General features: G+C 70.9%; 28 protein-coding genes and 1 riboswitch. Of the genes, 7 read left to right on the forward strand and 21 right to left on the reverse strand.

The genetic code is table 11. The features are described from left to right. Positions 1-8 precede the first annotated feature (8 nt). From ACIG5F_RS35275 to ACIG5F_RS35340, 14 genes are all read right to left on the reverse strand, one after another. A complete protein-coding gene (locus ACIG5F_RS35275) occupies positions 9-536 on the reverse strand; it encodes an adenine phosphoribosyltransferase (RefSeq protein WP_396524352.1) in 528 nt (175 codons plus the stop codon). Continuing rightward, complete coding sequence (secF, locus tag ACIG5F_RS35280; protein ID WP_396524289.1) at positions 533-1750, reverse strand: protein translocase subunit SecF; 1218 nt, start codon at positions 1748-1750, stop codon at positions 533-535. Before secF ends, ACIG5F_RS35275 begins: the two co-directional genes overlap by 4 nt. A 1-nt stretch (position 1751) precedes the next feature. Next, positions 1752-3524 carry a protein translocase subunit SecD gene (gene secD / locus ACIG5F_RS35285; protein ID WP_396524290.1) on the reverse strand — a complete coding sequence of 591 codons (1773 nt, stop codon included), beginning with the start codon at positions 3522-3524 and terminating at the stop codon, positions 1752-1754. Positions 3525-3708: 184 nt separating this feature from the next. Next, entirely contained in the window at positions 3709-4086 is a 378-nt protein-coding gene (gene yajC, locus ACIG5F_RS35290; protein WP_396524291.1) for a preprotein translocase subunit YajC, read from the reverse strand. Positions 4087-4164: 78 nt separating this feature from the next. Continuing rightward, positions 4165-5214 carry a Holliday junction branch migration DNA helicase RuvB gene (ruvB, locus tag ACIG5F_RS35295; RefSeq protein ID WP_396524292.1) on the reverse strand — a complete coding sequence of 350 codons (1050 nt, stop codon included), beginning with the start codon at positions 5212-5214 and terminating at the stop codon, positions 4165-4167. Continuing rightward, on the reverse strand, positions 5211-5810 hold the full coding sequence (gene ruvA / locus ACIG5F_RS35300; RefSeq protein WP_396524293.1) for a Holliday junction branch migration protein RuvA: 600 nt from the start codon (positions 5808-5810) through the stop codon (positions 5211-5213). Before ruvA ends, ruvB begins: the two co-directional genes overlap by 4 nt. Then, a complete protein-coding gene (gene ruvC / locus ACIG5F_RS35305; RefSeq protein ID WP_396524294.1) occupies positions 5807-6379 on the reverse strand; it encodes a crossover junction endodeoxyribonuclease RuvC in 573 nt (190 codons plus the stop codon). Before ruvC ends, ruvA begins: the two co-directional genes overlap by 4 nt. 207 nt (positions 6380-6586) lie before the next feature. Further along, a complete protein-coding gene (locus tag ACIG5F_RS35310) occupies positions 6587-7372 on the reverse strand; it encodes a class I SAM-dependent methyltransferase (RefSeq protein ID WP_396524295.1) in 786 nt (261 codons plus the stop codon). A 47-nt stretch (positions 7373-7419) separates the two neighbouring features. Further along, positions 7420-7926 carry a DUF4262 domain-containing protein gene (locus tag ACIG5F_RS35315; protein WP_396524354.1) on the reverse strand — a complete coding sequence of 169 codons (507 nt, stop codon included), beginning with the start codon at positions 7924-7926 and terminating at the stop codon, positions 7420-7422. A gap of 275 nt (positions 7927-8201) precedes the next feature. Beyond that, entirely contained in the window at positions 8202-8954 is a 753-nt protein-coding gene (locus ACIG5F_RS35320; protein WP_396524296.1) for a YebC/PmpR family DNA-binding transcriptional regulator, read from the reverse strand. A 47-nt stretch (positions 8955-9001) separates the two neighbouring features. Then, positions 9002-9619 (reverse strand): pyridoxal 5'-phosphate synthase glutaminase subunit PdxT, encoded by a 618-nt coding sequence (pdxT, locus tag ACIG5F_RS35325; RefSeq protein WP_396524297.1) that lies wholly within the window; start codon positions 9617-9619, stop codon positions 9002-9004. A gap of 42 nt (positions 9620-9661) precedes the next feature. Continuing rightward, on the reverse strand, positions 9662-11077 hold the full coding sequence (locus ACIG5F_RS35330) for an amino acid permease (RefSeq protein WP_396524298.1): 1416 nt from the start codon (positions 11075-11077) through the stop codon (positions 9662-9664). 175 nt (positions 11078-11252) lie between these two features. Beyond that, a complete protein-coding gene (locus ACIG5F_RS35335) occupies positions 11253-11561 on the reverse strand; it encodes an AzlD domain-containing protein (protein ID WP_396524299.1) in 309 nt (102 codons plus the stop codon). Then, positions 11558-12247, reverse strand: coding sequence for an AzlC family ABC transporter permease (locus ACIG5F_RS35340; protein WP_396524300.1), 690 nt, complete (start codon positions 12245-12247; stop codon positions 11558-11560). The genes ACIG5F_RS35335 and ACIG5F_RS35340 overlap by 4 nt, the downstream gene beginning before the upstream one ends. Before the next feature lie 66 nt (positions 12248-12313). Here ACIG5F_RS35340 and ACIG5F_RS35345 point away from each other — a divergent pair, with 66 nt between their 5' ends. The 4 genes from ACIG5F_RS35345 (at position 12314) to ahcY (ending at position 15199) form a co-directional block, all read left to right on the forward strand. After that, positions 12314-12877, forward strand: a complete 564-nt coding sequence (locus ACIG5F_RS35345) for a helix-turn-helix domain-containing protein (RefSeq protein WP_396524301.1) — start codon at positions 12314-12316, stop codon at positions 12875-12877. A 38-nt stretch (positions 12878-12915) separates the two neighbouring features. Next, positions 12916-13158, forward strand: a complete 243-nt coding sequence (locus ACIG5F_RS35350; RefSeq protein ID WP_396524302.1) for a hypothetical protein — start codon at positions 12916-12918, stop codon at positions 13156-13158. After that, positions 13155-13559, forward strand: a complete 405-nt coding sequence (locus tag ACIG5F_RS35355; protein ID WP_396524303.1) for a type II toxin-antitoxin system VapC family toxin — start codon at positions 13155-13157, stop codon at positions 13557-13559. Before ACIG5F_RS35350 ends, ACIG5F_RS35355 begins: the two co-directional genes overlap by 4 nt. A gap of 44 nt (positions 13560-13603) precedes the next feature. Next, positions 13604-13680, forward strand: a riboswitch (S-adenosyl-L-homocysteine riboswitch). A 58-nt stretch (positions 13681-13738) separates the two neighbouring features. Then, positions 13739-15199, forward strand: a complete 1461-nt coding sequence (ahcY, locus tag ACIG5F_RS35360) for an adenosylhomocysteinase (protein ID WP_396524304.1) — start codon at positions 13739-13741, stop codon at positions 15197-15199. Positions 15200-15274: 75 nt separating this feature from the next. Here ahcY and ACIG5F_RS35365 read toward each other — a convergent pair whose 3' ends face one another. Beyond that, positions 15275-16033, reverse strand: a complete 759-nt coding sequence (locus ACIG5F_RS35365; RefSeq protein ID WP_396524305.1) for an enoyl-CoA hydratase/isomerase family protein — start codon at positions 16031-16033, stop codon at positions 15275-15277. A 98-nt stretch (positions 16034-16131) separates the two neighbouring features. On the opposite strand from ACIG5F_RS35365, the gene ACIG5F_RS35370 reads away from it, so the two are divergent. After that, positions 16132-17700, forward strand: a complete 1569-nt coding sequence (locus ACIG5F_RS35370) for an L-lactate permease (RefSeq protein ID WP_396524306.1) — start codon at positions 16132-16134, stop codon at positions 17698-17700. A 62-nt stretch (positions 17701-17762) separates the two neighbouring features. Here the strand turns inward: ACIG5F_RS35370 and pdxS are convergent, their stop codons facing one another. After that, positions 17763-18662 carry a pyridoxal 5'-phosphate synthase lyase subunit PdxS gene (gene pdxS / locus ACIG5F_RS35375; protein WP_396524308.1) on the reverse strand — a complete coding sequence of 300 codons (900 nt, stop codon included), beginning with the start codon at positions 18660-18662 and terminating at the stop codon, positions 17763-17765. 187 nt (positions 18663-18849) lie between these two features. Here pdxS and ACIG5F_RS35380 point away from each other — a divergent pair, with 187 nt between their 5' ends. Next, a complete protein-coding gene (locus ACIG5F_RS35380) occupies positions 18850-20976 on the forward strand; it encodes an elongation factor G-like protein EF-G2 (RefSeq protein WP_396524309.1) in 2127 nt (708 codons plus the stop codon). A gap of 22 nt (positions 20977-20998) precedes the next feature. Here the strand turns inward: ACIG5F_RS35380 and ACIG5F_RS35385 are convergent, their stop codons facing one another. From ACIG5F_RS35385 to ACIG5F_RS35405, 5 genes are all read right to left on the reverse strand, one after another. After that, on the reverse strand, positions 20999-21955 hold the full coding sequence (locus ACIG5F_RS35385) for an NUDIX domain-containing protein (RefSeq protein ID WP_396524311.1): 957 nt from the start codon (positions 21953-21955) through the stop codon (positions 20999-21001). Next, positions 21952-23016: a glycosyltransferase family 4 protein gene (locus ACIG5F_RS35390; RefSeq protein ID WP_396524312.1), complete on the reverse strand. Its 1065-nt coding sequence runs from the start codon at positions 23014-23016 to the stop codon at positions 21952-21954. Before ACIG5F_RS35390 ends, ACIG5F_RS35385 begins: the two co-directional genes overlap by 4 nt. Beyond that, entirely contained in the window at positions 23013-23891 is an 879-nt protein-coding gene (locus ACIG5F_RS35395; protein ID WP_396524313.1) for a phosphatidylinositol mannoside acyltransferase, read from the reverse strand. The genes ACIG5F_RS35390 and ACIG5F_RS35395 overlap by 4 nt, the downstream gene beginning before the upstream one ends. Then, positions 23888-24499, reverse strand: a complete 612-nt coding sequence (pgsA, locus tag ACIG5F_RS35400; protein WP_396524314.1) for a phosphatidylinositol phosphate synthase — start codon at positions 24497-24499, stop codon at positions 23888-23890. Before pgsA ends, ACIG5F_RS35395 begins: the two co-directional genes overlap by 4 nt. Positions 24500-24587: 88 nt before the next feature. Next, positions 24588-25070: a MarR family winged helix-turn-helix transcriptional regulator gene (locus ACIG5F_RS35405; protein WP_396524315.1), complete on the reverse strand. Its 483-nt coding sequence runs from the start codon at positions 25068-25070 to the stop codon at positions 24588-24590. An 87-nt stretch (positions 25071-25157) separates the two neighbouring features. Here ACIG5F_RS35405 and ACIG5F_RS35410 point away from each other — a divergent pair, with 87 nt between their 5' ends. After that, positions 25158-25697, forward strand: a complete 540-nt coding sequence (locus tag ACIG5F_RS35410) for a YceI family protein (protein WP_396524316.1) — start codon at positions 25158-25160, stop codon at positions 25695-25697. Positions 25698-25707 lie beyond the last annotated feature (10 nt).

Genomic DNA, 25707 nt, shown 5'->3' on the forward strand with positions numbered 1-25707 from the left:
CCGGGGTGTCAGGCGGTGAGCAGGGGGGTGACGGGGATGCCGGGGACGCGGGTGCGGCCCTTGAGGAAGGCCAGTTCGAGGATCACCGAGACGCCCTCGACGATGCCGCCGGCGTGCTCGACGAGCTCCCGGGTGGCCTCCACGGTGCCGCCGGTGGCCAGCACGTCGTCCACGATCACCGTGCGCTGACCAGGGCGAATGGTGTCCTCGGGCAGCTCGAGGGTGGCCGTGCCGTACTCCAGGGCGTAGCTGACCCGGTGTCGCACGGCCGGCAGCTTGCCGGGCTTGCGCACGCACACCAGGCCGAGGCCGGCGGCGTAGGCGATGGCCGCGCCGAGGATGAAGCCGCGGGCCTCGATGGCCACGACCGCCTCGGCGCCCGCCGGCAGGCCGGCGGCCATCGCGTCCACCAGGACGCGGAAGGCCGCCGGGTCGGCGAGCACCGGACTGATGTCACGGAACAGCACGCCGGGCTCGGGGAAGTCCTGGACCTCCCGGATGAGCCCGAGCGCGCCGTCGAGGGTGGTGATGCTCAGTGCCGCCTCTTCCCACTGGGCCGGCCGCTCTTGCCGGAGGGCCGGGCCTTGGGCGTGCGCGACGGGGTGCTCGCCGCGGCGGCCATGGCCTTCTCCTTGCGGACCTCGGCCTCCAGCTGCTCGTCGTCCGCGGGGTCGAAGCCGTCCTCGACGCCCTGGGCCGCGAGCTCGGCCTTGCGGGCCAGGTTGGCGCGCCGCTGGGCGACCCGCTCGGCCTGCTGCCGGTACTTCGGGTCGCGCATCTTCAGGTCCACCACCAGCGGGGTGGCCAGGAAGATCGACGACACCGCGCCCACCAGCATGCCGGTCAGCTGGATCAGGGCCAGGTCCTGCAGCGTGCCCACGCCCAGCAGCACCACGCCGACGACGAGCAGGCCGAGCACCGGCAGCAGCGCGATCAGCGAGGTGTTGATGGAGCGCATCAGGGTCTGGTTCAGCGCCAGGTTGGCCGCCTCGCCGTAGGTGCGCCGGGTCAGCTTGAGCAGGCCTCGGGTGTTCTCCCGGACCTTGTCGAACACGACCACGGTGTCGTACAGCGAGAAGCCGAGAATGGTCAGGAAGCCGATGACCGTGGCCGGCGTGACCTCGAAGCCGGCGATGGAGTACACGCCGGCGGTGATGATCAGGTCGTTGACCAGCGAGGCCAGCGCGGCCGCGGCCATCGCCCGCTCGAAGTAGAACGCCAGGAAGATGGTCACCAGCACCAGGAACACCGCGAGCGCGATGAGCGCCTGCCGCGAGATGTCGCCGCCCCAGGAGGAGCTGACGGCGCTGTCGCTGATGGCCTGCTGGGTGGGCTGGCCGTTGGTGCCCAGCGGCTTGAACTTGGCGAACAGGGCTTCCTTGAGCTTGACCACCGAGGTGCCGTCCAGCGCGGTGGAACGCAGCTGGATGGTCTCGGAGTCGCCGGAGCCGACGGTCTGGGCCTGCTCGGCGTCGTGGCCGAGGGTCTGCTTGTAGACCTGGAGCACGCCGTCGGTGGTGGCGATCCCGGTCTGGCCCTTCACCGGCATCTGGATCTGGGTGCCGCCGGTGAAGTCGATGCCCCAGGCGAAGCCCTTGATGCCGGCCGAGCCGAGGCAGATCACGATCAGCACGGCGAACGCGATGTACCAGCGCTTGCGCTTGCCGATGATGTCGAACGCGCCGGTGCCGACGTAGAGGTTGTGCAGCACGCCGTGCTTCTGCGGGGTCACGGGAGTCGGAGTCGACATGTCACGCCTCCTTCACGGCGGGGTTGGCCGCGCGCTCGGCGGCGCGCAGCTCGACGCCGGCTTCCTGCACGGCCCCGAGGCCCGAGAAGGACGGCTTCGACAGGAGCTTCGACCGCGAGGCCAGGACCACCAGCGGGTGCGTCACCAGGAAGACCACGACCAGGTCGATCAGGGTGGACATGCCGGTGGTGAACGCGAAGCCGCGCACGTCGCCGACGGCCAGCGTGTACAGCACCGCGGCGGCGAGGAAGCTGACCGCGTCGGCGGACAGGATCGTGCGCCGGGCCCGGACCCATCCCCTCGGCACCGCGGAGCGGAACGACCGCCCCTCGCGCACTTCGTCCTTCATCCGTTCGAAGAACACGACGAAGGAGTCCGCGGTGATGCCGATGGCGATGATGAAACCGGCGATGCCGGGCAGGTCGAGGCTGTAGTTGATCCACCGGCCGAACAGCACCAGCACCGCGTACACGGTCAGGCCGGAGCAGACCAGCGAGAGCAGCGTCAGCACGCCCAGCGCCCGGTAGTAGAACAGGCAGTACACGATCACCAGCAGCAGGCCGAGGCCGCCGGCCAGCAGGCCGGCCTGCATCGAGGACAGGCCCAGGGTGGCCGACACGGTCTGGTTCTCGGACATGTTGAACGACAGCGGCAGCGAGCCGTAGCTGAGCACGTTGGCCAGGTCCTTGGCCGATGCCTGGGTGAACGAGCCGCTGATCTCGGTGTTGCCGATGATCTGCTGGTTGATCCGCGGCGCGGACTGCACCTGGCCGTCCAGGGTGAACGCGGCCTGCTGGCCGACGTTCTTGCCGGTGTAGTCGGCCCAGGTCTTGGCGCCGTCCGGCTTGAAGGTCAGCTGCACGATCCAACCGGAGCCGCCCTGCTGGTCGAAGCCGGAGGTGGCGCTCGCGATCTGGCTGCCGTCCATGAACGACGGGCCCAGGATGTACTTGAACTGCTTGTTGACGTCACACGTGACCAGCGGCTTGCTGGCGTCGTCGTAGCCCGACAGCGGGTCCTTCTTGCTGCAGTCGGTCGCGGCCACCGCGGCCTGCTGGGCGGTCGGGTCGGTCATGACGGCCGGGTTCTGCCGGACCGCCTTGGCCGCCTGGATGGCCTTGGCCTGGTCCGGGTCGGCGACCCCGCTCACGCTGGGCGCGGACGAGCTCGTGCCGCTGGCCGCGGTGGTGGAGGAGGCCGGCGGGTTGGTCGTCGTGGTCTGCGCGGCGGCCTGCTTCAGCGGCACGGGGGCGCCCTGCGGCTTCGGCGACGTGGAGGTCGCCGGCGCGGAGGTGCTCGTGCTCGGGGTGGTGGACCCGCTGGGCTTGGCCGAGTTGCCGGACGTGCTCGAGGGGGCCGGCGCGGTCGAGACCGGGATCTGGTAGGCCTGACCCGAGGACGGGTCGGTCAGCACGGGCCGGAACCGCAGCACGGCCGGCGCGCCGAGGGCCTTGAGCTGGTCGCCGTCGTTGCCCGGCGCGGTGATCACCAGGTTGTTGCCGTCCTGCACGATCTCGGCGCCGGTGACGCCGGTGCCGTTGACGCGGTCGGACAGGATCTGCTTGGCCAGGTTGAGGGAGTCCTGTGCCGGTGGCTTGCCGTCCGGGGAGATCGCGGTCAGCGTGACCCGCGTGCCCCCTTGCAGGTCGATACCGAGTTTGGGCGTCGGCTGTCCATTGCCGGTGAAGAACACCAAGGCATAGAGCACGACCACGATGAGGGCAAAGACACCCAGATAACGCACTGGGCGGATCTGCCCGGCCGGAGGTGCCACGGTCGGTCGGTCTCCTCGTGCTGATAGTTGTTGTCGGTGGCCCCGAAGCCCAGGTCGGTCTGCCGGGGAGCCCTCACGTGGCGGTCAGAGTGCGGGCGGGGTGCAGCGTACTCCCCGCCGTGTGAGGCGCGCGTCACTGTGCGAGGTCGCCGCTGATCGGGCGACCTCGCCTCGGCCGGACGGCTCAGCTCTTGGTCTTGCTCTCCAGCGGCGGAGCGATCTCGGCGGTGCTCACCGGCTCGCCGGCGACCGGCTCGTCCTGCACGTCCTCGTCCTCCACGACGTCCTGGTCGGCCGTCGGGTTCACCTTCTCGCGGACCGCGGCACGCAGCCAGGTGGTCACCACGCCCGGCGCGATCTCGATGTCGATGTCGGTCTCGGAGTCCACGCCGGCCACCGTGCCGAACAGCCCCGAAGTGGTCATCACCCGGTCGCCGACCTGGAGCGAGGTCTGCAGCTTCTGCTGCTCCGCCACCGCCTTGCGCTGCCGGCGGCTGCCGAAGAAGAGCATGCCGCCGACCAGCACGATGAGCAGCGGGAGCAGCAAGTCCTGGGGGTTCATCATTCTCCGTTCAGTGACGGCCCATACCTTCACAGGGCGTCACATGCTGGGGTATGCCCATTGAGTCTGCCACACCCCTTATCGCCCATACGCCGTGGCAGGGGGCTCGCCCGGCGCCTCCGCCGGCGGTGTCAACCCCATGTGGTGCCAGGCCGCCACGGTGGCCACCCGGCCCCGCGGCGTGCGGGCCAGCAGGCCGGCGCGGACCAGGAAGGGCTCGCACACCTCTTCCACCGTGGTGGGCTCCTCCCCCACCGCCACCGCCAGCGTCGCCACCCCGACCGGGCCACCGTTGAAGCTCCTGACCAGCGCGTTCAGCACCGCGCGGTCCAACCGGTCCAGGCCCAGCTCGTCCACGTCGTAGACGGCCAGCGCGGCCCGCGCGACCTCGGTGTCGATCAGGCCGTTGGCCCGCACCTCGGCGTAGTCGCGGACGCGGCGCAGCAGCCGGTTGGCGATACGGGGTGTGCCCCGGGACCGGCGGGCGATCTCGGCCGCGCCGTCGCCGGGCAGGTCGATATCCAGAATCGACGCCGAACGGTGCAGGATTTGTTGCAACTCCTCGGCCGTGTAGAACTCCATGTGGCCGGTGAAGCCGAAGCGGTCGCGCAGCGGGCCGGTCAGCGCGCCGGACCGGGTGGTCGCCCCGACCAGCGTGAACGGGGCGATCTCCAGCGGGATGCTGGTGGCGCCCGGGCCCTTGCCGACGACCACGTCGACCCGGAAGTCCTCCATCGCCAGGTAGAGCATCTCCTCGGCCGGCCGGGCGATCCGGTGGATCTCGTCGATGAACAGGACGTCGCCCTCGACCAGGTTGGACAGCATCGCGGCCAGGTCGCCGGCGCGTTCCAGCGCCGGGCCCGAGGTGATCCGCAGCGCGCTGCCCAGCTCGGCGGCGATGATCATCGACAGGCTGGTCTTGCCCAGGCCGGGCGGGCCGGACAGCAGCACGTGGTCCGGCGGCTGGCCGCGCAGCTGCGCGCTGCGCAGCACCAGCTCCAACTGCTCCCGGACCCGCGGCTGGCCCACGAACTCCGACATCCGGCTGGGCCGCAGCGTCGACTCGACGTCCCGCTCGGTCGCCTCGGCCAGCGCCGACAGCGGCCCGTGCTCGTCGAACTCGGTCATCGCTTACGCCCCAACGCTGTCAGCGCCTGCCGCAGCACCGCCGAGGTGTCGCGAGCCCCGTCTCGGGCCAGCACCGCGTCGACCGCCTGCTCGGCCGCCTTGGCCGCGAAACCGAGGCCCAGCAACGCTTCCGTGACCTGGGCGCGCACCAGCTCGGCGTCGGCGCCGACCTCCGGGCCGGGGGTGTTGCTGGTCAGCGCGCCGACCTTGTCCCGCAGCTCGATGATCAGCCGCTCCGCGCCCTTGCGGCCGATGCCCGGCACCTGCGTGAGCATCGAGGTGTTGCCCTCGGCCAGCGCCGCCCGCAGCTTGTCCGGCTCCAGCACGGCCAGCGTGGCCAGCGCGATCTTCGGACCGATGCCCGACACCGTCAGCAGCAGGCCGAACAGCTGGCGCGCGTCCGGGTCGGTGAAGCCGTACAGGGTCAGCGAATCCTCGCGCACGATCAGCGCCGTGTGCAGCATCGCCTCGTCGCCGCGACGCAGGCTCGCCAGCGTGGTCGGCGTGGCCAGCACGGCGTAGCCCAGGCCGCCGACCTCGATCACGGCATGGTCCAGGGCGATGGACAGCACCGGTCCACGTACCGACGAGATCACCGTGCTGCTCCCCTGTTCGCGGCCTCGGCCAGCCGGGCCTTGTGTCGTCGTTGCAGTTCGGCGGCGCGGGCCTCGGCCTGCGCCAGCCGGGCCATCAGCGGCGCCCGCCACAGGTGGCAGATGCCCAGCGCCAGCGCGTCCGCCGCGTCCGCCGGCTTCGGGGCCTCCGTCAGCCCCAGCAGCCGGGTCACCATGGTCGTGACCTGCGCCTTGTCCGCCGTGCCGGAGCCGGTGACCGCCGCCTTCACCTCGCTCGGCGTGTGGAAGCAGACCGGCAGGCCGCGCTGGGCCGCCAGCAGCGCCACCACCCCGCCGGCCTGGGCGGTGCCCATCGCCGTGCGCACGTTGTGCTGGGCGAACACCCGCTCGATCGCCACCACCTCGGGGCGGTGCCGGTCCAGCCAGTCCGTCACCACCTCGGAGAGTTGCAGCAGGCGGCGGGCCAGGTCCTCGTCCGCCAGGGTGCGGGCCACGCCCACCTCCACGCAGCGCACCGTGCGCCCCGGCCCGCCGTCGACCACGCCGAGACCGCACCGGGTCAGCCCAGGGTCGACGCCAAGCACCCGCACTTCGTCCCGCCTCCGGAGTATCGCCGAACACCCGTTCGAGCAACGACCCTACCGCCCACGTTGATCGCCCCCACCACCAACACGCCGCTCCCCCGCGCCAAGGGACCCTTTCGCTCGTTGAACGTCATGAAGGACCCCATCATGACGTTCGGTGCGGTGAAGGGGCCCTTCCTGACGTTGAACGTCAGTAAGGGGCCCTTCATGACATCAACGGACGGCGGTGAGGGAGTAGGTGAGGGGGATCCGGGGGCGGTCGGCGGGCAGGCGCCACCAGCCGGAGGTCTCGTCGGGGACCATGCCCGGCCACTGGTCCCAGGCCAGCATCGGGTGCTCGTGCAGCTCGGCGATCCGCAGCCCGGCCCGGCTCAGCGCGGTGACGACGGTGCCCAGGGCGTGGTTCCACTGGTAGTTCGCGGTGTCGCCGGCCAGCGCGGGACCGTCGGTGTAGGTGCGGGCGGAGTCGTTGTCGATCGCCTCGTCCAGGTAGTTGCCGACGATGGTGAAGTCGGCGTTCAGGGTCCAGGCCAGCGGGTGGAACTCGACCAGGTACAGGCGGCCGCCCGGGGCGAGCAGGTCGCGCACGATCTCGGCCCAGCGGTCCAGGTCGGGCAGCCACATCAGCGAGCCCTTGCCGGTGTAGACCATGTCGAAGCCGCCGCCGAGCTCGGCCACGGCGTCGTGCACATCGGCGCGGACGTAGGAGATGTCCAGGTCGCCGGCCAGTTCCCGGGCCGCCGCCACCGAGGCCTCGCTGAAGTCGAGACCGGTCATCCGCGCGCCGGCCCGGGCCAGCAGGCGGGTGTCGGTGCCCAGATGGCACTGCAGGTGGGCGATCCGCAGCCCGGACACGTCCCCCAGTTCGGCCCACTCGAACGGGGCGAGCCGGTCGACCTCGGTGTTATGCACGTCGTAGAACCGACTGGCCAGGTGCACCGGGGTGCGCTGCTCCCAGTGCCTCCGGTTGGCCTCGACCTTGGTCTGCACGTCGTCCATCGGATCAGTATCCCGACGCCAGCGACCGATTTATTACAAAGCGAAAATTAAGCCCCGTCGATCCCCGGCCGCCACGACTCGGGGCGACCGCTCGCGGTCAGCACCGGCTGCCACTGGGCGAATCCGGGCGGGGCCTTGGGATGCCACGGCCAGTAGCCGCCCTCGGCCGGCACGATCAGCTGCACGGCCGGGAAGTCGCCGGTGGGGTGCAGCAGGAAGGCGCTGCCGAAGAACTCCGGGTACCAGCCCCGGGCCACCCGCTCCACGGTGATCGGCACGCCGTTGAAGAACTGCCGGTACAGCTGCCCCGGCTGGAACCGCACGCCCTGCCGGGCCTCGTTCACGTAGGCGGTGAGCAGCACCCGCCCCAGCTCCAGCGGCAGCCCGATGACCACCGCCTCGGCCACGCCGAACCGCCGCCACGCGCCGACCGTGAAGCAGTACGGGGCGCCGCGCTCGTCGCCGGCCACCTCCACCACCGCGTTGCCGTGGTCCTCCGCCTGCTTGAGCAGCCACTGGCGCAGGTCGCGGTCTTCTTGCGAGAGGTTGTTCATCGCGGAGTTGGGCGGCACGGCGCCATTCTGCACAGAAACCGGGTGAACTAAAAGTGATGCCCGGCAACTTTCGTTGCCGGGCAGTGCTTTTGGCGCCGCCTTCGGCGTCGTGGCTCGGCCCCCGGGTAGCCGTTGCCTTGCCCTGGCCGGATTTCGCCCGCCGCGCCGGCTCGGGCGGGTGGTCACGTCAGGTGGCGGCGGAGGAAATCCGGCGTTCGGGCACAGCGACGGCGGGGCCTCGCGACCCCGCCGTCGCCTGTGACAGAAGATCGAACTCAGGCGTCGACCTCGGCCATGACCTCGTCGGACACGTCGAAGTTGGCGAAGACGTTCTGCACGTCGTCGCAGTCCTCCAGCGCGTCGATGAGCTTGAACATCTTGCGGGCGCCGTCGGCCTCCAGCTGGACCGTCATCGACGGCAGGAAGTTGGCGTCGGCCGACTCGTAGTCGAAGCCGGCCTCCTGCAACGCCTTGCGGACCGGGATCAGGTCGCCGGCCTCGGACACGATCTCGAAGCTGTCGCCGAGGTCGTTGACCTCCTCCGCGCCCGCATCCAGCACGGCCATCAGCACGTCGTCCTCGGACACGTCGTTCTTCGGCATGAGCACGACGCCCTTGCGCGAGAACAGGTAGGCCACCGAGCCCGGGTCGGCCATGCTGCCGCCGTTGCGGGTCATCGCGGTGCGCACCTCGGAGGCCGCCCGGTTGCGGTTGTCGGTCAGGCACTCGATCAGCACGGCCACGCCGTTCGGCCCGTAGCCCTCGTACATGATCGTCTGCCAGTCGGCCGCGCCGGCCTCCTCGCCGCCGCCGCGCTTGCGGGCCCGCTCGATGTTGTCCAGCGGCACCGAGTTCTTGCGGGCCTTCTGGATCGCGTCGTACAGCGTGGGGTTGCCGTCGGGGTCACTGCCCCCGGTGCGGGCCGCGACCTCGATGTTCTTGATCAGCCGCGCGAACAGCTTGCCGCGCTTGGCGTCGATCGCGGCCTTCTTGTGCTTGGTAGTCGCCCACTTGGAGTGGCCGCTCATGAAACTTCCTCCGTCAGACTCGACGACTCGACGACCGTCTCCACGCCTCAGGCCGCGCGGACAGTCTCCACGAACAGGCGGTGCACGCGCTCGTCGCCGGTGAGCTCGGGATGAAACGCCGTCGCGAGCACGGACCCCTGCCGAACTGCGACGATCCTACCGGCGGCGCCGCCGCTGGACGGTATGTCGGGCACCCGGGCGAGGACCTCGACGCCCTCGCCGACCGACTCCACCCAGGGGGCGCGGATGAACACCGCGTGCACCGGGCCGCCGTCGACCCCGGTGACCGGCAGCTCGCACTCGAACGAGTCGACCTGCCGGCCGAAGGCGTTGCGCCGGACCACCATGTCCACGGCGGCCAGCTGCTGCTGGTCGGGGCGGCCGTCCTCGACCGTCCCGGCCAGCAGGATCATGCCGGCGCACGAGCCGTACGCCGGCAGGCCGTCGGCCAGCCGCTTGCGCAGCGGTTCGAGCAGCTCGAAGGTCTCCAGCAGCCTGCTCATCGTCGTCGACTCGCCGCCCGGCAGCACGATGCCGTCGACCTCGGCGAGCTCCTCCGGCCGGCGCACCGGCCGCGCGATCACGTCGCACTCGGCCAGCGAGACGAGGTGCTCGCGAACGTCGCCCTGCAGGGCGAGCACTCCGATGACGGGCTGGGCGGGCACGGGCGAGCGACCTCCTGGACGGCAGTACCTGGTCGTCCTAGCTTATTGACCGCCGACCGGGACTGCGCTGGTGGGGTCGTCGTGGGCCTGCGGGTTGCGCCGGCGGACCGCCCACCAGCCGATCGCGATGACCGCCGCGATGGCCGGGATGGAGAAGAAGGCGACCTGCTCGGCCCCGCCGGCGTAGCCCATCATCACCACGATCAGCACCAGGAAGCCCAGCGTCAGCCAGTTGGTCCACGGCGCGCCGGGCATCCGGTAGGTCGGCCGTTCCAGCTCCCCGCGCAGCGCCTTCTTGCGCAGCTGCATCTGGCAGATCACCAGCGTGGCCCAGGTGGCGACCACCCCAAGCGAGGCGATCGCGGTGGCGATGTCGAACGCCGCGGTCGCGCCCTTGAACTGGTTGAGGGCCACGCCGGCCACGTAGACGACCGAGGTGAACAGGATGCCGCCGTAGGGCACGTGCCGGCTGCTCATCTTGCCGGCGAAGGCCGGGGCCTCCTTCTTGTCGGCCAGCGAGCGCAGCACCCGGCCGGTGGAGTACAGGCCCGAGTTGCAGGAGGACAGGGCCGCGGTCAGCACGATCGCGTTCATCACGTCGCCGACCCAGGGCAGGCCCAGCGCGCCGAACACGGTGACGAACGGGCTCTCGGTGGAGCTGTACATGATCGAGGGCAGCAGCATGGCCAGCAGGGTGACCGAGCCGACGTAGAAGATCCCGATCCGCCAGACCACGCCGTTGATCGCCCTGGGCATGACCTTGTGCGGGTCCTTGGTCTCGCCGGCGGCGATGCCGACCAGCTCGATCGCCGAGTACGCGAAGATGACCGCCTGCAGCGCGATCAGGGCGACGCCGATGCCGTGCGGGAAGAAGCCGCCGTCGGCGACCAGGTTGGCCGGGCCGGCCGGGTGGCCGGCGATGTCGGTGGACGTGACCACCAGGCCGATGCCGACCAGCAGGAACACGATGATCGCGGTCACCTTGAGGACCGAGAACCAGAACTCCAGCTCGCCGAACAGCTTCACCGAGACCAGGTTGATCGTCAGCAGCGCGCCCAGCGCGATCAGGGCGGTGATCCAGGTCGGCAGGTTCGGCAGCCAGCGCTGCACGTAGATGCCGACCGCGGTGATCTCGGCGACGCCGGTCATGGCCCAGTTCAGCCAGTACAGCCAGCCCGAGGTGAAGCCGGCCCAGGGGCCGATGAACTCACGGGCGTAGGTGACGAAGCTGCCCGAGGTGGGCCGGTACAGCACCAGCTCGCCCAGGGCCCGCATCACGAAGAACGCGGCGGCGCCGCACAGCGCGTACGAGAGGATCAGGCCAGGGCCGGCGGTGTGCAGGCGGCCGCCGGCGCCGAGGAAGAGGCCGACGCCGATGGCGCCGCCCATCGCGATCATCTGCACCTGGCGGTTTCCGAGGGCTTTCGAGTAGCCCTCGCCGCCGTGGGAAGAATCCACGGAAACGGTCCCTTCACTGCCATAATTGGCGACGGAACCGCCCCCGGCTCCGACGCTGGGAAATCTCGACCTCGGGTGAGGCAAACCACAGCCCGATGAGGTCGGGACTCTAGCCAGCGAACGGAGCAGTCCTCTATTCCGTTTGAGCAAGCCTTGATGTGACGACTGCCACTGTTTACACGACGCCGACCAGCCGCAGTGCCGCCGTCGTGGCCGCCGCCAGGACCACCACCAGCACAAAGGGTGCCTTCCGCCAGGCCGCCACCCCGCCGACGGCCACCCCGGCGATCAGCGCCCAGCCGCCGAATTTCCCTCCGGGGACGAACGCGTTGACCGTCACAAGGGCAAGAAGAAGCGCCGTCGCGGCCATTGACAGCAGCATTTGCACGCGCATTGGCACGGTGAGGCGATTGCGCAGTTGCGGTCCGGCGAAGCGAATCCCGAAGGTGCCGGCGGCCAGCGCCAGGACGACGGCCAGGGTCATGCCGCCACCGCCTTCTCGCGGGCCGGCAGCGCCGCGACCACACCGAATGCCGCCAGCACGACCGGAATTCCGGCCGGCAGGAACGGCGTGCCGGCCACCGCGATCGCCGCGCCCAGCAGCGCGACCCGCAGCGTCACCCGGTCCTTCAGCGCCGGCAGGATCAGGGCCAGCATCGCCGCCGGGAACGCCGCGTCCAGGCCGAACCGGTTGGGATCGCCGATGACCTGGCCGATGAGGGCGCCCACCAGCGTGCCCGTGTTCCAGGTCAGGAACAGTGCCGCGCCGCAGGTCCAGAAGGCCGCCTTGGCGCGTTTCCGGTCACCTTGCGCCAGCGCGAAGGCGACCGACTCGTCGATCAGGATGTGGCTGCCGACGATCCGGGTGGCCAGTCGCTTGCCGAGCACGTCGCCGATGGCCAGGCCGAACGGCAGGTGGCGGGCGTTGAGCAGCAGGCCCGCGACCACCGCCGCGACCGGGCTGCCGCCGGCGGCGACGATGCCCACCACCATGAACTGCGAGCCGCCCGCGAACACCAGCAGGGACATCGCGCAGACCAGCCACACGGGGATGTGCGCCGCCACCGCGATCGCGCCGAAGGACGCGCCCGTGACGAAGGCCGTGAGGGCGATGGGCGAGACATTGCGGACCACCGTCAGGTCTAATGTTCGCCAGATCGAACGAACCATAGTCCAAACTGAACACCCCACCCCGGCGTTCGTCAAGCCGAACGTCCCGACTGATGGAACGAACACGTGGACCAGGACCGCAGCTCCGCCCCGCTGGACGTGATCGCCGCCGCGCTGCGCCGGGAACGAGACCGGGCCGGCCTCTCGCTCAGCGAGCTGGCCAAGCGCGCCGGTATCGCCAAGAGCACCCTCTCCCAGCTCGAGTCGGCCTCCGGCAACCCCTCCGTGGAGACGCTGTGGGCGCTCGGCGTGGCGCTGGGCGTCCCCTTCTCCCGCCTCGTCGACCCACCCCGGCCGCCCGTCCGCGTCGTCCGCTTCGGCGAGGGCCCCTACCTTCGCTCCGACCAGTCCAACTACGCCGCCGCCCTGCTCTCCGCCTGTCCCCCCGGCGCCCGGCGCGACATCTACCTCGCCACCATGAGCTCCGACGCCGGGCGACACTCCGTGCCCCACATGCCCGGCACCGTCGAACACCTCGTCGTCTCCACCGGCCGCGTCCTCGCCGGCCCCGCCGACGACCCCGTCGAACTCGGCCCCGGCGACTACCTCTCCTACCCCGGCGACATCCCCCACCTCTACCAGGCCCTTGCCCCCGACAGCGTGACGGTCATGGTGATAGAGCACGTGTAATCCGATCGTGGCGAACGACCTGGGGCTAGCCTGAACACATGTCCGAGAACGCGTGGGCGCACGACCCGGCCCACATCGAACCCCCGACAGGACGGGTCATCCGACCAGCAGTCCTGTCCCTTGACGCGTATATCGAACGCGCCGACACGGAACGCAAGTCCTTCAACGGTCCGACGATGGGCGAGTGGCTGGACGAGATCCGAAAGCTCGACTGGGGCACCGTCACGATCGAGGACATCGTGGACGATATCCGCAGCTACCGCGACAGGGACGAAGCGTGACCGAAACCATTGTCGTCGACGCATCGGCGTTGGTGGCTGTGTTCATCGGGAAGGCGACGCCTCCCCAACTGCTGCAACGGATCGTGTCCGCACGGGCTTTCGCTCCGCACCTGATCGACCTCGAGGTCCTGCACGTCCTCAGTCGCCGCGAGCGCCACGGCGCGGTGCCACCGGCGACCGCCAAAGCCGCGGTCGACCGACTGCCGACACTGCCCATCACCCGTATCGAACACCAACCGTTCGTGCCGCGGCTCTGGGAACTCCGGCACAGCATCACGGCGTATGACGCGTCATACATCGCCCTCGCCGAGCAACTGGGTGTCCCGCTGATCACTTGCGACGGAAAACTGGCCCGTAGCCATGGGCACAGCGCGAAGATCGAGCTGTATCCGGTGTCGTGACCCACCGTTGACAGGCGGCGAAGGGGGTGGTTACCGTCGTCGGCGGAGCCGAGAGGCGCTGCGACGGACCAGGTCCGCCACGCTCGGCTCCGAGTGATCGTCACAAGGGCGCCTCCCCGAGCGGGAGGCGCCCTTCGTCGTGAGGCCGCCTCTCCGCGAAGCATGCGGAGGATACCGACATGAGCACGAAGCTGAGGCAGGTCAACGGGATCGACTTCGCGGTCGCGGACCTGTCGCTGGCGGCGGCTGGGCGGCACCAGATCCGGCTGGCGGAGCTGGAGATGCCGGGCCTGATGGCGCTGCGTCGGGAGTTCGGTGAGAGCAAGCCGTTGCGGGGGGCCAGGATCGCGGGCTCGCTGCACATGACGGTGCAGACGGCGGTGCTGATCGAGACGCTGGTGGACCTGGGCGCGCAGGTGCGCTGGGTGTCCTGCAACATCTTCTCCACGCAGGACGAGGCGGCGGCCGCGGTGGTGGTGGGTCGCGAGGGCACGGTCGATGAGCCCAAGGGCACGCCGGTGTTCGCCTGGAAGGGCGAGACGCTGGCGGAGTACTGGTGGTGCACGGACCAGCTGTTCACGTTCCCGGGCGGCGAGGTCCCGAACATGATCGTGGACGACGGCGGCGACGCGACCATGTTGGTGCACAAGGGAGTCGAGTTCGAGAAGGCCGGCGCCGTGCCGCAGCCGACCGAGGACGACCCCGAGGAGTACGGGATCCTGCTGGCGACGATCCGGGCCAGCATCGAGCGTGACGCCAACCGCTTCACCCGGGTCGCCGAGCAGATGATCGGCGTGACCGAGGAGACCACGGCCGGGGTGAACCGGATGTACCGGCTGGCCGCCGACGGCGAGCTGCTGTTCCCGGCGATCAACGTCAACGACTCGGTGACGAAGTCGAAGTTCGACAACAAGTACGGCATCCGGCACTCGCTGGCCGACGGCCTCAACCGGGCCACCGACGTGATGCTGGGCGGCAAGCTCGCGGTGGTCTGCGGCTACGGCGACGTGGGCAAGGGCGCGGCCGAGGCGCTGCGCGGCCAGGGCGCCCGGGTCGTGGTGACCGAGGTCGACCCGATCTGCGCGCTGCAGGCCTCGATGGAGGGCCTGGAGGTCGTGCACCTGGACGACGTGGCCCACAAGGGCGACATCTTCATCACCACCACCGGCAACCGCGACATCATCATGACCGAGCACATGGCCCGGATGAAGCACAACGCGATCGTCGGCAACGTCGGCCACTTCGACAACGAGATCGACATGGCCGGGCTGGCCAAGGTGCCGGGCATCCGCAAGGTGGAGATCAAGCCGCAGGTGCACGAGTGGGTGTTCCCGGACGGCCACGCGATCATCGTGCTGTCCGAGGGCCGGCTGATGAACCTGGGCAACGCCACCGGCCACCCCAGCTTCGTCATGTCGAACTCGTTCTCCAACCAGGTGATCGCCCAGATCGAGCTGTTCACCAAGCCCGGCGAGTACGAGCGCCAGGTCTACCGGCTGCCCAAGCACCTGGACGAGAAGGTGGCCCGACTGCACCTGGACGCCCTGGGCGTGCGGCTGACCGAGCTGTCCAAGGTCCAGGCCTCCTACATCGGCGTCGACGTCGCCGGCCCCTACAAGCCCGACCACTACCGCTACTGACCCGCCCCACGCCACTGACCGCTTGGAAGGGGGCTTTCCTCCACTCCAAGTGGAGGAAAGCCCCCTTCCGAGCGTCTAGTCGGGGTGGCGGCTGCGGGACAGGAAGGCCGTCACGCCGCGTTGGAAGTCCTCATAGGACACTGCCGGGCCGCTGGCGAAGCTGTCGGCGGCGGCCCGGGTCGGGGACAGCCCGACGCTGACGGCCTGTTTGGCGGCGATCAACGCGGCCCGGGGCTGGGCGGCCACCGCGCCGGCCAGCTCCCGGGTCGCGGCGGCCAGGTCCGCGGCCGGCACGCGCCGGTTGACCAGGCCGGCCGCCATGGCCTCGGCGGCGTCCAGCAAACGCCCGGTGTACAACAGTTCCCGGGCCAGGCCGTGCCCGGCGAGCAGGGCCAGCCGGGCGGCGAAGGCCGGGCTGACCAGGATTCCCAGCCGCGCGATGGGCATGCCGATACGGGCGTCCTCGGCGAAAACCCTGAGGTCACAAGCCAAAGCCAACTGACAGCCGGCGCCGGCGGCCACGCCGTCGACCTGGGCGATCACCGGCGTCGGGCATTCCTCGATGGCGGTGCAGGCGGCCTCCATGGCGGCGAAGGCCTCCTCCACGTCGTCGGGCGCGGCGTGCACCCACTCGCGCAGGTCGGACCCGGCGCTGAAGGTGCCGCCGCTGCCGCGCACCACGATCACCCGGATCCCTTGCTCCGAAGCCAGTTCACGGAACGTCAACTCCAGGGCGCGCCAGTCGTCGTGTCCCAACGCGTTGGCGCTGCCACCGGAGCCGAGCACCACTTCCGCGCTCGAACCGTCCACGCCGACCGTGACGTTTGCCGACACCCGGGCCTCCCCACTTGTGTCAACTGTGGATCCCTAGTCCACCACGACGGCGTGGACTACCGTCTGCCGGACCCTTCAACGGCGAGGTGGTCCCGCCCATGTACACCCCCGTCCTTGCCCCGATCGCCGGTTCGCTCCCCCTGTCCGCCCTTGTCGCGGCGCTGCCGCTGGTCGTGTTGTTCGTGCTGCTGGGCGTGTTCCGCCTGCGGGCCTGGCTGGCCGCGGCGATCTCGCTGGCGGTGAGCCTGCTGGTCGCGGTGCTCGGCTATCCGATGCCCGTCGGGCCGGCCGTGCTGGCGGCCACCGAGGGCGCGGCCTTCGGCTTCTTCCCGATCCTGTGGATCGTGGTCAACGCGATCTGGATCTACAACATGACCGTCCACACCGGACACTTCGACGTGCTGCGCCGGTCATTCGCGCGGATCAGCGACGATCACCGGATCCAGGGCGTGATCGTCGCGTTCTGCTTCGGCGCGCTGCTGGAGGCCCTGGCCGGCTTCGGCACGCCGGTCGCGGTGACCAGCGTGATGTTGGTGGCGCTGGGTTTCCAGCCGCTGAAGGCGGCCGCGGTGGCCCTGGTGGCCAACACCGCGCCGGTCGCGTTCGGCGCGCTGGCCGCGCCGATCACCACCCTGGCCACGGTGTCCGGGCTGCCGCTGTCCGACCTGGCGGCGATGGTCGGCCGGCAGACGCCGGTGCTGGCCCTGTTCGTGCCGATGACGCTGGTCGGCATCATCGACGGCTGGCGCGGCGTGCGCGAGACGCTGCCGGCCACCCTGTCCTGCGGCATCGTGTTCGCCGTCGCCCAGTACGCCACGTCGAACTTCTTCAGCGCTCCCCTGACCGACATCGTGGCGTCCCTGCTCAGCGCGCTGGCCGTGGTGCTGATGATCCGCCGCCGCGTGAGCACGACGGAGACCGAGGACAGCCGGGCCGAGGTGATGCGCGCCTACGCCCCGTACGCGATCATCATCGCCGTCTTCGGACTGGCCCAGATCCCGGTGGTCAAGAACGCCCTCACCGCCGTCACGGTCAGCTTCAACTGGCCCGGACTGCACCTGAACACCTTGAGCGGCAAGGCATCCACGCTGCCGCTGTTCAAGTTGGACTGGCTCGCCGCCGCCGGCACGCTGCTGGTCGTCGCCGGCCTGATCACCATCCCCGTGATCAGGATCGGCGCCGGGGCCGCGCTGCGCGCCTACGGCGGCACCTACCGCCAGCTCGCCACCGCGATCGTCACGGTGATGGCCGTGCTGGCCCTGGCCTACGTGATGAACGCCAGCGGGCAGACCACCACCCTGGGCACCTGGATGGCCAACGCCGGCGGACTGTTCGCGCTGCTGTCGCCGGTGCTTGGCTGGCTCGGCGTCGCCGTCACCGGCTCCGACACCTCGTCCAACTCCCTGTTCGGCGCGCTCCAGGTGACCGCCGCCCAGCACACCGGCCTGAGCCCGACCCTGATGGCCGCGGCCAACTCGGCCGGCGGCGTGCTGGGCAAGATGATCAGCCCGCAGAACCTGGCCATCGTGGCCGGCGCGGTCGGCCTGGCCGGCCGTGAGGGCGACGTGTTCCGCCGGGTCTTCCTGTGGAGCCTGATCCTGCTGGCCGTGATGTGCCTGCTCGTCTTCCTCCAGTCCACCCCCATCCTGGGCTGGATGGTCGTCTGAACGCTTGGAAGGGGGCTTTCCTCCACTCGGAGTGAAGGAAAGCCCCCTTCCAAGCGGGGGAACTACCAGCCGCGGGTGGCCAGGAGCTGGGACTCGGGGAGCTCGGAGACGTTGATGCCGACCATGGCCTCGCCCAGGCCGCGGGAGACCTTGGCGATGACGTCGGGGTCGTCGTGGAAGGTGGTGGCCTTGACGATGGCCTCGGCCCGCTTGACCGGGTCGCCGGACTTGAAGATGCCGGAGCCGACGAACACGCCCTCGGCGCCGAGCTGCATCATCATGGCGGCGTCGGCCGGGGTGGCGATGCCGCCGGCGGTGAACAGCACGACCGGCAGCTTGCCGGTGGTGGCGATCTCCTTGACCAGCTCGTACGGCGCGCGCAGCTCCTTGGCGGCGGCGTAGAGCTCGGCGTCGTCCAGCACGGTCAGGCGGCGGATGTCGGCCCGGATCTGGCGCATGTGCCGGGTGGCCTCGACGACGTTGCCGGTGCCGGCCTCGCCCTTGGAGCGGATCATGGCCGCGCCCTCGGCGATGCGGCGCAGGGCCTCGCCCAGGTTGGTGGCGCCGCACACGAACGGCACGGTGAAGGGCCACTTGTCGATGTGGTTGGCCTCGTCGGCCGGGGTGAGCACCTCGGACTCGTCGATGTAGTCGACGCCGAGCGACTGCAGCACCTGGGCCTCGACGAAGTGGCCGATGCGGGCCTTGGCCATCACCGGGATGGACACCGCGGCGACGATGCCGTCGATCATGTCGGGGTCGCTCATCCGGGCGACGCCGCCCTGCACGCGGATGTCGGCCGGCACGCGCTCCAGCGCCATGACGGCGACCGCGCCGGCGTCCTCGGCGATCTTGGCCTGCTCCGGCGTGACGACGTCCATGATCACGCCGCCCTTGAGCATCTCGGCCATGCCGCGCTTGACCCGCGCGGTGCCGGTGGCGGGAGTGGTGTCGATAGTCAACGTGCCGACCTTTCGGGACGTGCCAGCGGGGGTACGCCTCCGATGGTAGGTCGCACGTGGACTGGTGTTTGAGGCCAATCTGACGGAATTTCGGAAGGCCACTTCACCGGCGGGCTTGTCCGAGCAGCCGTTCCGGTGTGAGATCGAACACATCAAGGTGTATTCCGTTCGTACGGGAGGTGACCCCATGGGGTCCAAGAACACCGACAACACCACTTCCGGCGGCGCGGTCGCTGTAGCCGACCCGGCCAAGGTCCGCAACGTCGTGCTGGTCGGCCCGTCCGGGGCCGGCAAGACCACGCTCACCGAGGCCCTGCTGGCCGCCTCGGGCGTGCTGACCAGGGCCGGGTCGGTCACCGAGGGCACGACCGTGTGCGACCACGACCCCGCCGCCCAGCGCCAGCAGCGCTCGGTCGGGCTAGCCGTGGCGCCGCTGGTCCACCAGGACGTCAAGATCAATCTCATCGACACGCCCGGGTACGCCGACTTCGTCGGCGAGCTGCGTGCCGGGCTGCGCGCGGCCGACGCCGCGGTTTTCGTGGTCGGCGCGGCCGAGGGCGTGGACGCGATGACCATGGCCCTGTGGGAGGAGTGCGCGGCCGTGGGCATGCCCCGCGGCGTGGTCATCGCCCGGCTCGACCACCACCGGGCCGACTTCGACGCCGAGCTGGCCGCCTGCCAGGACGCCTTCGGCGCGGGCGTGATGCCGCTGTACCTGCCGGTGCCCGGCTCCGGCAACACCAAGCTGGTCGGCCTGATCACCCAGAGCGTCTTCGACTACTCCGACGGCTACCCGCCGACCGTCCGCGAACCCGACGCCGCGCTCGCCGACTTCCTTGCCGACCACCGCAACGCGCTGATCGAGGGGGTCATCGCCGAGAGCGAGGACGAGACCCTGATGGAGCGCTACCTCGGCGGCGAGGAGATCGACCCGGACGTGCTCATCGCCGACCTGGAGACCGCGGTCAGCCGGGGCTCGTTCTACCCGGTCGTGCCGGCCTGCGCGGCGACCGGTCTGGGGCTGGCCGAGATCCTCGACGGCATCGTGCGGGCCTTCCCGTCCCCGCTGGAGCATCCGCTGCCCTCGGTCACCGACCCGGTCGGCGGCGCCGTGCTGGAGATCAGCACCGATCCCGACGGCCCGCTGGCGGCCGAGGTGGTGCGCACCGCCGTCGACTCGTACGTCGGCCGTGTGTCGCTCGTCCGGGTGTTCTCCGGGACGCTGCGGCCGGAGCGGTCGGTGCACGTGTCCGGGCACGGCATGAGCGACCGCGGGCACGAGGACCACGACGAGGACGAGCGGGTCGCGCACATCTACTCGCCGCTCGGGGCGCAGCTGCGAGAGGTGCCGTTCTGCGTGGCCGGCGACCTGTGCGCGCTGACCAAGCTCGGCTCGGCCGAGACCGGCGACACCGTGTCCAACCCGGATCAGCCGCTGCTCATGTCGCCGTGGCTGATGCCCGAGCCGCTGCTGCCGGTGGCGATCGTGGCCCGTAAACGCAGCGACGAGGACACCCTGGCCCGCAACCTCGCGCGGCTGGTCGCCGGGGACCCGACGCTGCGGTTGGAACGCAACACCGAGACACACCAGATGGTGTTGTGGTGCATGGGCGAAGCCCACGCCGACGTGGTGCTGGCCCGGCTGCGGGCCGGCGGCGCCGAGGTCGACACCGAGGACGTCCGGGTGCCGCTGAGGGAGACTTTTGCCAAGGCCGCCAAGGGACATGGCCGGCACGTCAAGCAGTCCGGCGGCCACGGCCAGTACGCCGTGTGCGACCTGGAGGTGGAGCCGCTGCCGCGCGGATCCGGCTTCGAGTTCGTGGACCGGGTCATCGGCGGCTCGGTGCCGCACCAGTTCATCCCCAGCGTGGAGAAGGGGGTGCGGGCCCAGCTGGCCAAGGGCCTGCACGGCGACCACCCGTGCGTCGACGTGCGCGTGACCCTGGTCGACGGCAAGGCGCACAGCGTCGACTCCTCCGACTCGGCGTTCCAGACCGCCGGCGCGCTGGCGTTGAAGGAGGCCGCCGCCAACAGCCGGATCTCGCTGCTGGAGCCGATGGACGAGGTGACCATCCGGCTGCCCGACGAGTACCTGGGCTCGGTGCTCGGCGACCTGTCCAGCAAGCGGGCCCGGGTGCTGGGCACCGAGGCCGACATCGCCCCCGGCCGGACCGTGATCCGGGCCGAGGTGCCGGCCACCGAGCTGATCCGCTACGCCGTCGAGCTGCGCTCGCTGGCGTCGGGCACGGCCACCTTCACCCGGCACTTCGCGCGGTACGACCCGTTGCCGGACAACCTGGCCGCCAAGGCCTGAGGCGCCGTGTGCGGCTCGTGCCTCAGCGCACGGGCCGCACGGTGCCATCCCATTGCGTGGCAAGGAGATCGTCGAGCAGCGGGCCGATCAGCGGCGGGTAGACCAGTTCCCCGGTGTCGGCCAGCTCGGCCGTGGTCCACCAGCGGTGGCCGGTCATGATGTCGTTCTCCAGCTCGGTGAAGCCCGAGGTGTCGATCGTCTCCGCGCTGGTGCGCAACAGGAAGAACCACTCCTCGCCGAGAAACCACCGGCTGTCGAAGCGAAACGTCACCCGGCGCAGCCACACCGGGCCGGTCAGGTCCTCCTGCGCGCAGCGGATTCCCGTCTCCTCGGCCAGTTCCCGCACCGCCGCCTCGCGCAGCTTCTCCCCCGGCTCGACGCCGCCGCCCGGCGTGAACCACCACTGCTCGGTGTTGTTCGGCGGCGGATTGCCGCCCCGGAACAGCAGCACTCGCCCCCGGTCGTCCACCAGCAGGATCCGGGCCGACGCCCTCGGCACCAGCGCCTGCTCCCCGCTCTCCGGCGCCACCGGCTCCGCGATCTCGAAGTAGCTCGGCAGCGGGGCCGTGCCCGCCAGCCGCAGCCATCGAACGGATCGCTTGCGCCGCAAGGCAAGCGTGTCCCGCACCGCGTCGTTGTGCACCCTGCGGGCCAGCACCAGCCGGTGCTCCGCGTCCGCCAGCTCCGTCCCGATCTCCTCCGGCAGCGCCGCCCGGTCCAGCTCCCCCAGCAGCCGGCTCACCTCGTTCTCCGCCGCCTCCCGCTCCGCCCTCGGCGCCCGCTCCGCCGCCTCCGTCGCCGCCTGCGCCTTCGGGCTCGCCAACCGCGCCAGCAACGCCCTACGTGCCAACGCCGCGTCCAACGCCGCCCACGCCGCGTCCGTCCGGATGTGCAACCGATCCAGCCGGCTGGTCAGCCGCAGGGTGCGGACCGCCAGCGCCAGCAGCACCACGACCCCCGCCACCAGCGCCTCGATCACCCGCCAACCTTACTGGGGCTGGCGGAGGTGGCGGCTTCGTAGACGCGGAGGACCTGGTCGGCGACGACGGACCAGTCGAAGGCCAGGGCGCGGGAGGAGCCGGCGAAACCGGATGCCCTGCGGCGTACGGGATCGGTGAGCAGGAGGTCGAGCTGGGCGGCCAGGGGGGCGGGGTCGCCGGGTGGGGCGAAGGCGGCGGCGGGGCCGAGGACGCGGCGGAAGGCGTCGAGGTCGCTGGCGACGATGGGAGCGCCGGCGCTCATGGCCTCGGCGAGCACGATGCCGAAGCTCTCGCCGCCGGTGTTGGGGGCGCACAGGACGTCCACGGAGTGAAGCAAGGCGGCCTTGGTGGCGTCGGGGACCTCGCCGAGCACGACGGCCTGGGGGCAGGCGGAGCGCAGGGCGGCGGCGTTGCCGCGGCCGGCGACGAGGAGACGGAGGTCGGGGTGGCGGGGGGCCAGCCGGCGCACGGCCTCGACCAGCACGGACATGCCCTTGCGAGGCTCGTCGAAGCGGCCGACGAAGCCGATGGTGCCGCCGGCCCGGGGATAGCCGGGCAGCGGCGCGGCCTGGGCGAAGAACCGCACGTCGACACCGTTGGGGATCTCCACGGCATCCCCGCCCAGGTGCTCGACCTGCACGCGCCGGGCGGGCTCGGACACGGCGATGCGGGCGGTGACCTTCTCCAGCTGCGGCCGCAGCACGCCCTGGGCGGCGAGCAGGATCCGGGAGCGGGCGAACGAGGTGTGGAAGGTGGCGACGATCGGGCCGCCGGCCAGGGTGAGGGCCAGGAACGACAGGCTGGGCGCGATGGGCTCGTGCACGTGGAGCACGTCGAACGACCCGGCCCGCACCCAGCGTCGCACCCGGACGTAGGCCGAGGGCCCGAAGGCGAGCCGCGCGACGGAGCCGTTGAACGGGATCGGCACGGCCCGCCCCTTGGGCGCCAGCACGGACACCTCGTGCCCGAGCCCGCGCAGCGCGGCGGCCAGCCCGGTGACATGGGCCTGGACGCCGCCCGGCACGGCGAGCGAATACGGGCAGACCAGGCCGATCCTCACTCCGAGTCCGCCAGCCACAGCCGTTGCAGCATGTGCCAGTCCTCGGGGTGGGCGGCGATGTCGGCGGCGAACACGTCGGCCAGGGCCTGGGTGGCGGCGGGAATGCCCTCCACCCCGTTGACCTTGACCGGCGGGTGCACCCGCATCCCCCACCCGGTCTCGGTGAACCAGGTGCCGACCGGCAGCAGCGCGGCCCCGGTGGTGGCGGCCAGGTAGGCCGGCCCGGCCGGCATCTTGGTGGTGCCGCCGAAGAACGACACGGGCACGCCGTTGTCAGTGAGGTCCCGGTCGGCGAACAGGCACACGGTGCCGCCGGCGCGCAGTCGCCGCGCGAGGTGCTCGGTGGGACGGGTGTCGCCGCCGGAGGACGGCACGACGTCGAACCCGAGCCGTTCGCGGGCGCGGGTGAAGCTCCGGTACAGGGATTCGGGCCGCAGCCGCTGCACCACCACGCTGACCTGGGCGGTGTGCCCGAGCAGCCACACGCCGGCCAGGTCCCAGCTGCCGCAGTGCGGCAGGGCCAGGATCACGCCGTTGCCCTCGGCGCACGCGGCCTGGAGGTTCTCCTGCCCGGTGGCCGTCCGCTCGACGGCTTCGTGCACGGCCGCGACGTCGCCGGGCCGCAGCCGGAACGTCTCGCACCAGTAGCGGGCGTAGGACCGCATCGCCCGGGCGACGAGCTCGTCCAGCTCGGCCGCCCCGGCCCGGGGCACGACCCGGGCCAGGTTCCGGCGTAACTGGGCGACGCCACGGCCGCCGCGCCGGGTGGCGAAATCCGCGCCCCACTGGAACGCGCCGACGGCGACCTGCTCGGGCACGATCCGGGCGAACAGCCAGCCGGCCCGGAAGGCGGCGGTGACCAGCAGGCCTTTCACCCGGCCTGCTCCTCGGCCGACCGGCGCACGGCCAGCAGCCGCTGCGCCACGGTGATCACGGCCAGCGGCGCGAGCACCCACAGGGCGATGTCCAGCGCGTACGGCACGCCGAGGCCGGTCAGCCCGGCACCGACCAGGGCCAGGATCATGCGCTCGGCCCGTTCGACCAGGCCGCCGTCGGCGGCCAGGCCGGTGGCCTCGGCGCGGGCCTTGACGTAGGAGATGACCTGGGCCGCGACCAGGCAGATCAGCGCGGCGGCGCCGCCGAGGCGGTCGTCGGTGGCGGACAGGCAGAACCAGGCAATGGCGCCGAACAGCGCGCCGTCGGCGATGCGGTCGCAGCTGGCGTCGAGCACCGCGCCGAAGCGGGTGCCGGTCCCGCCGGCCCGGGCCACGGCCCCGTCCAGCAGGTCGAACAGCACGAAGAAGGTGATCACGAGGGTGCCGGCGAACAGCTGTCCGCGCGGGATGAACCAGAGGGCGGCCAGCACAGTGCCCGCGGTGCCGACGAGGGTGACGGCGTTCGGCGTGACACCGCGCCGTCGCAGCCACGTCCCGACCGGATCGGTGACGCGGGAGACCGAGGCGCGAGCGAAGATGTTCAGCATGGGGCGGCGGAGGCACCTACCTGCACGTCAGGATGGGGTACGGCCAGACTAGCCAGCGCCCCCGCTCACCCCGCCAGCGACACCCGTCTCATTCGTCACACGGATTGCTGGGGCAGCCCTTGCTGGCCTGGGCGGTGATGGCCTCGGAGATCAGCCCCAGCTGCTTGACCTGCTCGTCGGTGAGCCCGTCGAACAGCACCGCCCGGACCTCGGCGGCGTGCCCGGGCGCCGCCTGCTCGACCGCGGCCATGCCGTCGTCGGTGAGCACGGCGAAGGCCCCGCGCTTGTCGGTGGGACAGGACCGCCGGGACACCCAGCCGTTCTCCTCCAGGCGGGCTATGGCGTGCGAGAGTCGGCTGCGGGAGGATCTGGTGAACTCGGCCAGCTCGCTCATCCGCAACTCACGATCAGGTGATTCGGAGAGTGCGACGAGGATCTCGTAGTACGTGGTCGGCATGCCCGAGTCGCGCTGCAGCTGGCGGTCGAGACGCTCGTTGACCAGCTTGGTGGCGGCCGTGTACGCCCGCCACGCCCGCTGCTCGGACTCGGACAACCACCGCGGCTCGCTCATGGCTTCCATGGTACCTGTTGTTGAGCTCTCAACCTCAGTGCTAGGCTTCACTTGAGAGTTCAACCAATGCTCATGGAGGACCGAAAGATGACTGCCGCAACCCAGATCCCCGGATACGTCGCCGGCACCTGGACCATCGACCCCGTGCACTCGGACGTCGCGTTCATCGTCCGCCACCTCGGCGTCTCCAAGGTTCGCGGTCGCTTCAACACCATCTCCGGCACGATCGTGACCGGTGAGGACCCGGCCGCCTCCACGGTGACCGCCACCATCGTGGCCGACAGCATCGACACCAAGAACGAGCAGCGCGACGGCCACGTCCGCTCGGCCGACTTCCTGCACGTCGAGGAGCACGAGCACCTGACCTTCACCTCCACCGCCGTGCGCATCGACGGCGAGGAGATCGAGATCGACGGCGACCTGACCCTGCACGGCGTCACCAAGCCCGTCACCCTGACCGGCGAGCTGGGCGGCTTCGGCGACGGCCCCAACGGCAAGGTCCTGGGCGTCTCGGCCAGCACCGAGATCAAGCGCTCGGACTTCGGCGTCGGCGGCGGCATCCCGGCGGCCGTGGTCAGCGACAAGATCAAGGTCGAGCTGGACGTCGAGGCCGGCCTCCAGGCCTGAGCCACGACCG

Origin of the sequence: Kutzneria sp. NPDC052558 (assembly GCF_044547355.1) — a bacterium.
Classification (GTDB): Bacteria; Actinomycetota; Actinomycetes; order Mycobacteriales; family Pseudonocardiaceae; genus Kutzneria.

Bases quoted from the DNA above. Each gene is read 5' to 3' on its own strand.
- secF (WP_396524289.1), bottom strand. From the start codon at position 1,750: ATGTCGACTCCGACTCCCGTGACCCCGCAGAAGCACGGCGTGCTGCAC.
- yajC (WP_396524291.1), bottom strand. From the start codon at position 4,086: ATGAACCCCCAGGACTTGCTGCTCCCGCTGCTCATCGTGCTGGTCGGC.
- ruvB (WP_396524292.1), bottom strand. From the start codon at position 5,214: ATGACCGAGTTCGACGAGCACGGGCCGCTGTCGGCGCTGGCCGAGGCG.
- ACIG5F_RS35310 (WP_396524295.1), bottom strand. From the start codon at position 7,372: ATGGACGACGTGCAGACCAAGGTCGAGGCCAACCGGAGGCACTGGGAG.
- ACIG5F_RS35315 (WP_396524354.1), bottom strand. From the start codon at position 7,926: ATGAACAACCTCTCGCAAGAAGACCGCGACCTGCGCCAGTGGCTGCTC.
- ACIG5F_RS35320 (WP_396524296.1), bottom strand. From the start codon at position 8,954: ATGAGCGGCCACTCCAAGTGGGCGACTACCAAGCACAAGAAGGCCGCG.
- ACIG5F_RS35335 (WP_396524299.1), bottom strand. From the start codon at position 11,561: ATGACCCTGGCCGTCGTCCTGGCGCTGGCCGCCGGCACCTTCGGGATT.
- ACIG5F_RS35340 (WP_396524300.1), bottom strand. From the start codon at position 12,247: ATGGTTCGTTCGATCTGGCGAACATTAGACCTGACGGTGGTCCGCAAT.
- ACIG5F_RS35350 (WP_396524302.1), top strand. From the start codon at position 12,916: ATGTCCGAGAACGCGTGGGCGCACGACCCGGCCCACATCGAACCCCCG.
- ahcY (WP_396524304.1), top strand. From the start codon at position 13,739: ATGAGCACGAAGCTGAGGCAGGTCAACGGGATCGACTTCGCGGTCGCG.
- ACIG5F_RS35370 (WP_396524306.1), top strand. From the start codon at position 16,132: ATGTACACCCCCGTCCTTGCCCCGATCGCCGGTTCGCTCCCCCTGTCC.
- ACIG5F_RS35380 (WP_396524309.1), top strand. From the start codon at position 18,850: ATGGGGTCCAAGAACACCGACAACACCACTTCCGGCGGCGCGGTCGCT.
- pgsA (WP_396524314.1), bottom strand. From the start codon at position 24,499: ATGCTGAACATCTTCGCTCGCGCCTCGGTCTCCCGCGTCACCGATCCG.
- ACIG5F_RS35405 (WP_396524315.1), bottom strand. From the start codon at position 25,070: ATGAGCGAGCCGCGGTGGTTGTCCGAGTCCGAGCAGCGGGCGTGGCGG.
- ACIG5F_RS35410 (WP_396524316.1), top strand. From the start codon at position 25,158: ATGACTGCCGCAACCCAGATCCCCGGATACGTCGCCGGCACCTGGACC.